Origin of the sequence: Nocardia macrotermitis (genome assembly GCF_009604405.1) — a bacterium.
In the GTDB taxonomy this organism is placed as follows: Bacteria; Actinomycetota; Actinomycetes; order Mycobacteriales; family Mycobacteriaceae; genus Nocardia; species Nocardia macrotermitis.
Window position 1 is genome coordinate 291,829 of sequence record NZ_WEGK01000008.1, and the last position, 6,661, is coordinate 298,489.

Genomic DNA, 6,661 nt, shown 5'->3' on the forward strand with positions numbered 1-6,661 from the left:
CCGGGGAATCCGCTGCGCGACGAGCGCGACAAGCGGCTGCCCCGGATCGCGGGTCCGTGCAGCATGGTGATCTTCGGTGTCACCGGTGACCTCTCACGCAAGAAACTCATGCCGGCCATCTACGATCTCGCGAACCGGGGGCTGCTGCCCCCGGGTTTCGCGCTGGTCGGCTTCGCCCGCCGCGACTACAAGGACGAGGATTTCGCCGAGGTCGTCCTGGACGCGGTGAAAGCCCACTCGCGCACGCCTTTTCGGCAGGAGGTGTGGGATCAGCTGGCCGAGGGCGTCCGCTTCGTGCAGGGCACCTTCGAGGACGACGCGGCCTTCTCACAGCTCGCGACGACCCTCGCCCAGCTCGACCAGGAGCGCGGCACGGGCGGCAATCACGCCTTCTACCTGTCGATTCCGCCCAACGCCTTCCCGCAGGTGCTCAAGCAGCTCTCGCGCACCGGCCTGGCCAAACCGGCCGATCCGGGCCCGGGTAGGCCCAAGCCGTGGCGGCGGGTGGTCATCGAGAAGCCGTTCGGGCACGATCTCGAGAGCGCCAAGGAACTCAATGCCCTGGTGAACGAGGTGTTCCCCGAGGAGACCGTCTTCCGGATCGACCACTATCTCGGCAAGGAGACGGTGCAGAACATGTTGGCACTGCGCTTCGCCAACGAGATGTTCGAGCCGATCTGGAACTCCGGTTACGTCGACCACGTGCAGATCACGATGGCCGAGGACATCGGATTAGGCGGGCGCGCAGGCTATTACGACGGGATCGGCGCCGCGCGCGACGTCATCCAGAACCATCTGCTCCAGCTCATGGCGCTGACGGCGATGGAGGATCCGATCAGCTTCCACCCGCGTCAACTCCAGATCGAGAAGATCAAGGTGTTGCAGGCCGCGAAGCTGGTCGAGCCGCTGGACGAGACCACCGCCCGCGGTCAGTACGCCGAGGGCTGGCAGGGCAGCGAGCACGTCGTCGGGCTGCTGGACGAGGAGGGTTTCGACCCGCAGTCCAGGACCGAGACCTACGCGGCGATCACCCTCAACGTGGAGACCCGGCGCTGGGCGGGTGTGCCGTTCTATCTGCGCACCGGAAAACGCTTGGGCCGCAGGGTGACCGAGATCGCGGTGGTGTTCAAGCGCGCGCCGCATCTGCCATTCGACCAGACCATGACCGAGGAACTCGGGCAGAACGCGCTGGTGGTGCGGGTGCAGCCGGACGAGGGCATCACCCTGCGATTCGGGTCCAAGGTGCCCGGGTCGAGCATGGAGGTCCGCGACGTCAACATGGACTTCAGCTACGGCGAGGCGTTCACCGAATCCTCGCCCGAAGCCTACGAGCGGCTGATCCTGGACATGCTGCTCGGCGTCCCATCGCTGTTCCCGGTCAACGAGGAGGTCGAATTGTCCTGGCGCATCCTCGATCCCGTGCTCGAGCACTGGGCCGCGGAGGGCAAACCCGAACCGTACGAGTCCGGCACCTGGGGCCCGTCCTCGGCCGACGAGATGCTCGCGCGCAGCGGGCGGGAATGGCGGCGTCCGTGATCGTCGACATGCCGGACACCGACACCCAGGCGATCAACAAACGCCTGGTCAAGTTGCGTGAGACCAGTGGCGTGGTCACCGTGGGCCGCGTCCTGACGCTGGTGGTGTGCACGCTGGACAGCTCCGAGGCCGAGGATGCCATCGCCGCGGCCAACGACGCCAGCCGCGAACACCCCTGCCGCGTCATCGTGCTCGCGCGCGGCGACCGGTTCGCCGAGACCAAGCTGGACGCGCAGATCCGCGTCGGCGGGGACGCGGGCGCGGCCGAGGTGATAGTGCTGCGGTTGCAGGGCGAGCTGGTCAATCACGAATCGAGCATGGTGATCCCGTTCCTGCTGGCCGATACGCCGGTGGTGGCGTGGTGGCCGCGTGGGGCCCCGCAGGTGCCGTCGCAGGATTCGGTGGGGCGCTTGGCGATTCGCCGCATCACCGACTCCACCTTCGCCGCCGATCCGCAGGCCGCGATCAAGGGCCGCCTGGCGTCGTACGCCGACGGCGATTCCGATCTGGCCTGGAGCCGGGTAACGTTCTGGCGGGCGCTGCTGGCCTCCGCGCTGGACGAGCCGCCGTTCGAACCCGTCGAATCGGTGACGGTGTCGGGTCTGTCCGAGGAACCGGCGCTGGACATTCTGGCCGGTTGGCTGGCCGCCCGGCTGGGTTGCCCGGTGCGGCGGCAGACCGGTGACCTGCGGGTGGAGTTGCATCGGGCGAGTGGTCCGATCGCGATCACACGTCCGCAGACCGGTCGCACCGCGACGCTGACCCGCGCCGGTGAGCCCGGTCAACGGTTCGCGCTGGCTCGGCGGGAGACCAACGACTGCCTGGCCGAGGAGTTGCGGCGGCTGGATTCCGACGAGATCTACGCCGAGGCGCTCGCGGGTATCGAGAAGGTCATCTACGAGTAGTTTCCGCGCCCGGAGTCGTTGCGGCACATACTGTTTCACGGCAGATGCGGCCGACGGCCCGGGGCGTGGACAACCCGATAGCGCTCCCCGCGAGAGTGGGGATGAGCCCCGAGAGGTGATCGATGTCCGAACCGATCGTCGAAGTCCATTCCAGCACCGAGGATCTGGTGGCGGCCGCCGCGGCGCGTTTCGTGGCCGTGGTGACCGCGGCGCAGGCCGAACGCGGTATCGCCTCGGTCGTGCTGACCGGTGGCGGCACCGGGATCGGGCTGCTCGAGGTGGTGCGCAAGGCACCGGGCGGGATCGACTGGTCGCGCCTCGAGGTGTTCTGGGGTGATGACCGGTTCGTCCCGGCCGGTGACGCCGAGCGCAACGATCTCCAGGCCCGCCACGCGCTGCTCGACCATGTGCCGCTGGACCCCTCGCGAGTGCATGCGATGGCGGCCTCGGACGGCGAATATCCGGATCCGGTGGAGGCGGCGGCCGAGTACTCCACCGCCGTGCACGCGCATCTGGCCGAATACGGCGCGTTCGATCTGCACCTGCTCGGGATGGGCGGTGAGGGGCACATCAATTCGCTGTTCCCGCACACCGACGCGGTGCGCGAGGAGCACGAACTCGTTGTGGCGGTGACGGATTCGCCCAAGCCGCCGCCGGTGCGGATCACCCTCACCCTGCCCGCGATCCGGCGGACCCGGCACGTGGTGCTGGTCGTCGGCGGGGCGGCCAAGGCCGAGGCGGTCGCCGCGGCACTGTCCGGTGCCGCAGCGGTCGACATCCCGTCGGCCGGCGCCATCGGCTCCGAGACGACCACCTGGCTGCTCGACGAACCGGCCGCGGCGGATCTCCCCCGCTAGACCGCACGTGCTCGCGCTCGGCCGGGCGAGGTCACAGCCCGCCCGAGCGCGACGCCTTTCGCTCTGCCCGCCCGAGCGCGACACCGTTCACTCTGCCCACCTGAGCGCGACGCCGTTCACTCTGCCCACCTGAGCGCGACACCATTCGCTCCGCCCACCCGTTGCACGGTTCGCTCGGCGCATGCCACGCTGTCTGCATGGCGCGTGATTGCTTCTGCGGGTGCGGAGCACAAATCCCATTCGGTCGTCGGGCGGCCGCGAATGCCATCGGCCGCCAGATCACCGCAGATCTCATCGCACTGCGGGAAGCCTCCGATGGCACGCTCCCGGCCACGGTCGATCGGACCGATCTCGAACGCCTCTGCTACGAGGGTGACGCCGTGCTGCCGCGCGTGCGGGCGCGCACTCACGGCGAGATCGACCGCGACGAGATCGACCGCGACACCACCCAGGCGTTCATGAGCGCCGCCAGGCGGATGCGGGCCGCGATAACCCGCCCGGCGGCGCTGAAATCCAATGCCCCGGCCCCCGCACCGCCCGAATTGATCCGCGCCACCGGCGAGGTCGTGGAGATCCGCGAAACGGGCATGACCATCAATGACGATCCACGAGTTCGCCTGCGCCTGCGCGTCTTTCCACCGAGCGGCGAACCGTTCGAGGTCGAACGCAAGCTCCTGGTCTCACGCCTGAGCATCCCGCGCCGCGGCGATCGCGTCGAGGTCGAGTACGACCGCAACGCCCCCGACCGCTTCACCTTCGAACTCACCGCTCCCACACCGGGATTGGCCGACGAACTCACCCGACTGACCCGCCTGCACCAGGACGGCACCCTCACCGAGGCCGAGTTCCAACGCGCCAAGGCCGCTGTTCTCGGCGGTGAACCCGGCCCCGGAGCGATCAGCTGAGACGGGGCAACACCGGCCGCTCACTCGCGGCACTGATCATCAGCCCACTCCAAGCGGGTACCGTTCACCCCGACAGCAACCATCCGATGGTGAAACCGGCCCTAGCGCGATCAGCTGAGCCGAGGCCGCACCAGTCGCTCACTCACGGCACTGATCATCAGCCCACTCCAAGCAGATACCGTTCATCCCGACGGCAACCGTCCGATTACGTTTGCCGACAACGATATTCATCGCTTGCCGAGCAGCCCGGGCTCAGCTGTTCGCCGGGTCTAGGGCTTTCAGGTGGCGGGTGAGGAATTCGTTCACCGCTTCGGTGCGCTCCCATTGCACGAGATGTCCTGCGCCCGGGATCTTTTCGACCGCGCGGAGGTCCGGGACGTTGGCGCGCAGGGTGGCCAGGGGGTCGCGGCCGCTGAAACCCTCCATGTCCGGGTCGTTCTCGCCGTAGAGGAAGTAGGCGGGGACCGGGACGGTGGTGGGGAGCTCGGCGGTCAGTTCCCAGTTGCGGTCCAGGGCGCGGTACCAGTTCAGGCCGCCGGTGAATCCGGTGCGCTCGAATTCCGTTACCTGAGCGTCGAATTCGGCCTCGGACAGCCACGACCACGGGAGCGCGGGAGCCTGCGGCAGGGCGTCGAGGTAGCCGATGCCGGGCGGGTTCTTCCAGGTGTCCAGGTAGTGGAAGTCGCCACTGAGCGAATAGTAGACGCGGGCGAGGAATTCGCGTGGGCGCGCGGCCAATTCGGCGTCGGCGACGCCGGGGGTCTGGAAGTAGGACAGGTGCAGGAAGTGCCGTTCCGCGGCCCTGGTCCAGAAGGCCGACGGCGGTTTGGGCGGGCGCGGGGCATACGGATTGTTCAGCACGAATACCGCCGCGACACGCTCGGGCGCGCGCAGGGACAGTTCCCACACCAGTTGCGCGCCGAAGTCCAGGCCGACGAACACCGCGTGCTCGGCCCCGATATCGTCCAGCAGGCCGAGCAGATCACCGGCGACGGCCTCGTTCGTGGTCGCCTCGAGTCCCTCGGGCGCCTCGGTGCGGCCGTATCCGCGCAGGTCGGGAGCGATGGCGTGATATCCGGCCGCGGCCAGCGCGCGAAGCTGACGCCGCCACACCGACCAGCCGTGCGGGAATCCGTGACAGAAGATCACCGGGTATCCGGTCCCCTGCTCCGCGATGTGCAATCGGATCCCGTTGGTCTGCACCTGCCGATGTGTCGGCTCCACTCCGCCTCCATAACTAGAACGTGTTCTCATCTCAAGGTAGTGTCCTGAAGTCGTGAACGGAATACTCGCCGGAAAGGTCGCGGTCGTCACCGGCGCCAGCCGCGGCATCGGCAAGGGCATCGCGCTGGAACTGGGCGCCGCGGGCGCGACGGTCTATCTCACCGGTCGCACCGCCACGCCGGGCCGCCTGCCGGGCACCGTGGCGCAGACCGCCGCGGAAATCGACGAACTCGGCGGCGTCGGCGTGCCGTACGTGTGCGATCACGCCGACGACGATGCGGTGCAGGCGCTGTTCGACAGGATCCGCAGCACTGACGGCCGCCTGGACGTGCTGGTCAACAACGTCTACAACGCGCCCGCCTCCGCGCGCTGGCTGGGCCGCCCGTTCTGGGAGGTGCCCCCGAAGGCGTGGGACGAGAGTTTCGACATCGGCGTCCGATCCCATTACGTGGCAAGCGTTTTCGCCGCGCCCGCGTTGATCGAATCGGGCGGCCTGATCGTGAACATCTCCTCCCCCGGCGCGGAGCACTACACCCACAACACCGTCTACGGCGTCGCCAAGTGCGCGGTGGACCGGCTCACCGCCGATATGGCGCACGATCTGGCCGACACCGGCGTCACGGCGGTGTCGCTGTGGCCCGGCATCGTGAATACCGAACTGCTGCAAATGGTTCCGGCCGACGAGCAGGGCCGCCGGATGGTCACACTGCCCGGCGAGGGCACCTTCGATCTGAACGACGCCGAGACGCCACGTTTCCCGGGACGTGCCGTCGTCGCCCTGGCCGCCGACCCCGATCGCCGCGCCCGCACCGGAAAGCCTTGGCGGGTACGCGATCTCGCCGACGCCTACGGTTTCACCGATATCGACGGCCGCGTCCCGCGTCTGGGCTGAGCGGCCCGGCCTTCCGAACGCATCCCGCGGCGCTTCCGGGTGCTGCTGGATGAGGTGAATCATGTGTCCCGCGAACCATTTTCACCGTTCAGTTGCCCAGAATTTGCTACTTCTCTCGAAAAATGAGCACTGCCGAGCGATAAATGAAGACTGGCATCCACTGAACAAGATCAGGTAACCACGCCGTCCCGACCGACAGCACGGCAGCCGCAAGCACGCGCGACCGGGCCATCGATCTCAGCCTTCAAGGGCGCTGACATGGATCGATCCCCGGAGTCCACCTCGTCGCACCCGGTGTCGACCCCGCCCGCACAGCCCGGTCACGAGCGATCCGGCACCGAA

The 6,661-nt window shown here is 68.1% G+C and carries 6 protein-coding genes; 5 read left to right on the forward strand and 1 reads right to left on the reverse strand.

Annotation, left to right across the window (positions count from 1 at the left end):
- Positions 1 to 63 precede the first annotated feature (63 nt).
- The 4 genes from zwf to NRB20_RS20335 all read left to right on the forward strand — a co-directional run bounded on the left by zwf (position 64) and on the right by NRB20_RS20335 (position 4,203).
- Positions 64 to 1,536, forward strand: coding sequence for a glucose-6-phosphate dehydrogenase (gene zwf, locus NRB20_RS20320; protein WP_227833713.1), 1,473 nt, complete (start codon positions 64 to 66; stop codon positions 1,534 to 1,536).
- Complete coding sequence (gene opcA, locus NRB20_RS20325; protein WP_319945186.1) at positions 1,533 to 2,441, forward strand: glucose-6-phosphate dehydrogenase assembly protein OpcA; 909 nt, start codon at positions 1,533 to 1,535, stop codon at positions 2,439 to 2,441. Before zwf ends, opcA begins: the two co-directional genes overlap by 4 nt.
- A 122-nt stretch (positions 2,442 to 2,563) precedes the next feature.
- Entirely contained in the window at positions 2,564 to 3,298 is a 735-nt protein-coding gene (pgl, locus tag NRB20_RS20330; protein ID WP_153411720.1) for a 6-phosphogluconolactonase, read from the forward strand.
- 197 nt (positions 3,299 to 3,495) lie between these two features.
- The gene (locus NRB20_RS20335) at positions 3,496 to 4,203 is read left to right on the forward strand and encodes a hypothetical protein (RefSeq protein ID WP_153411721.1); all 708 of its coding nucleotides are present in this window, start codon (positions 3,496 to 3,498) and stop codon (positions 4,201 to 4,203) included.
- Between the two features lie 252 nt (positions 4,204 to 4,455).
- On the opposite strand, the gene NRB20_RS20340 is transcribed toward NRB20_RS20335, so the two are convergent.
- Positions 4,456 to 5,457, reverse strand: coding sequence for an alpha/beta fold hydrolase (locus NRB20_RS20340; RefSeq protein WP_153411722.1), 1,002 nt, complete (start codon positions 5,455 to 5,457; stop codon positions 4,456 to 4,458).
- 22 nt (positions 5,458 to 5,479) lie between these two features.
- Here NRB20_RS20340 and NRB20_RS20345 point away from each other — a divergent pair, with 22 nt between their 5' ends.
- Positions 5,480 to 6,319: an SDR family NAD(P)-dependent oxidoreductase gene (locus tag NRB20_RS20345; protein ID WP_319945165.1), complete on the forward strand. Its 840-nt coding sequence runs from the start codon at positions 5,480 to 5,482 to the stop codon at positions 6,317 to 6,319.
- Positions 6,320 to 6,661 lie beyond the last annotated feature (342 nt).

Excerpts from the sequence above, each read along its gene's own strand:
- NRB20_RS20340 (WP_153411722.1), bottom strand. The coding sequence starts at position 5,457 with ATGAGAACACGTTCTAGTTATGGAGGCGGAGTGGAGCCGACACATCGG.
- zwf (WP_227833713.1), top strand. The coding sequence starts at position 64 with ATGGTGATCTTCGGTGTCACCGGTGACCTCTCACGCAAGAAACTCATG.
- pgl (WP_153411720.1), top strand. The coding sequence starts at position 2,564 with ATGTCCGAACCGATCGTCGAAGTCCATTCCAGCACCGAGGATCTGGTG.
- NRB20_RS20335 (WP_153411721.1), top strand. The coding sequence starts at position 3,496 with ATGGCGCGTGATTGCTTCTGCGGGTGCGGAGCACAAATCCCATTCGGT.